This window comes from Shewanella sp. SP1S2-4 (assembly GCF_031932075.1).
Taxonomy (GTDB): Bacteria; Pseudomonadota; Gammaproteobacteria; order Enterobacterales; family Shewanellaceae; genus Shewanella; species Shewanella baltica.
In genome coordinates this window covers 1-1,301 of sequence record NZ_JAUOET010000055.1, presented here as the reverse complement: position 1 = coordinate 1,301, position 1,301 = coordinate 1, and the positions used below count along the sequence as shown (strand labels likewise).

The window sequence follows — 1,301 nt, the reverse complement described above, 5'->3', positions numbered from 1 at the left end:
TCAGCACCTAAGCTTGCAGTATTATGCCAAGCTTAAAGCTGACAAATAGTTCTGGAGGTTTCCATCATGGATATTAAAGTTATTGGTATCGATTTAGCCAAAAATGTTTTTCAAGTTTGTGTTTGTCTTATGGATAACTCTGTCATGAGTAACAAAAAGGTTAACAGAAACAAGCTGCTCGATAAAATTAGACAATTCCCCGAAGGTAGCCTTATTGCTATGGAGGCCTGTGGTACGGCGCATTACTGGGGAAGACAATTTCAAGCTCTTGGTTATCAAGTGCAATTGATCCCTGCTCAACATGTTAAACCATTTGTTGCAAATCAAAAGAATGATGCCAACGATGCCCTCGCTATATGCGAAGCGGTTTTCAGACCTAATATCCACATGGTTCCAGTTAAAACTGTTGAGCAACAAGACATTAAAGCATTACGTTGTGTACGTAGTCGTCTCGTTCAAAATCGAACCGCCATGGTCAATCAAATTCGAAGCCTAGCGAGCGAGTCTGGTGTGATCTTCTCTGTCGGCAGGTTGCAATTACAAGCGTCACTTAGCCGTATTTTAGCAAATAATGAGCATGAACTGTCTCATACGCTTCATTACCTGTTAAAATTTTTATATGAAGATTTATGTGTTTTAAATGAGAGAATTAATCAAATCGAGCGCGACATTAAAGCGCTATGTCAAATCCAACCTCGCTACAATGCATTGCTGTCGATCCCTGGCTTTGGACCATTAGTCACAGCAAGCTTTATGAGTGAATTAGGTTCGGGTCATCAATTTAAAAATGGCCGGCAATTATCTGCATGGTGTGGCTTAGTGCCATCGCAATCGAGTTCTGGTGGAAAAGTTCGACTAGGATCGATCACGAAAAATGGCAGCTCAGAACTACGTGTTTTGCTCATCCACGGCGCCAGAGCCGTTGGCCGATTTGCGAGCAAACGTGATGATAGACTTGGGCGATGGTTTAATGCACTTGCGTTAAGGCAAGGTCGACACAAAGCCGTTGTCGCATTGGCCAATAAAATAGCGCGTATAGGATGGCGGATCCTCACGAGTAACGATAATTTCGACGTTAATAAAGCGTTTGCGTAAGACGTTAAGCATCACGTAAAAGTTTACATGCACTGATGAATAAACGGTCAACCGTACCTATTAGAGCCTGACTTGACCAAGGCATTAAATGCCGATGTAGTGATAAGGTAATGGGTTTCGGATTTACATCATGGCGCGGGTAAAAAGCCTATTTAGACGCCGAATATATGGTAGTGAACCAATCATTCAAAAGTGTTGTAAAAGCT

General features: G+C 42.0%; 1 protein-coding gene. It reads left to right on the top strand.

Features of this window, described 5'->3' with window-relative positions:
* The first annotated feature begins 66 nt into the window (after positions 1-66).
* The gene (locus tag Q4Q52_RS22135) at positions 67-1,095 is read left to right on the top strand and encodes an IS110-like element ISSba8 family transposase (RefSeq protein ID WP_076502320.1); all 1,029 of its coding nucleotides are present in this window, start codon (positions 67-69) and stop codon (positions 1,093-1,095) included.
* Positions 1,096-1,301 lie beyond the last annotated feature (206 nt).

Bases quoted from the DNA above. Each gene is read 5' to 3' on its own strand.
- Q4Q52_RS22135 (WP_076502320.1), top strand. From the start codon at position 67: ATGGATATTAAAGTTATTGGTATCGATTTAGCCAAAAATGTTTTTCAA.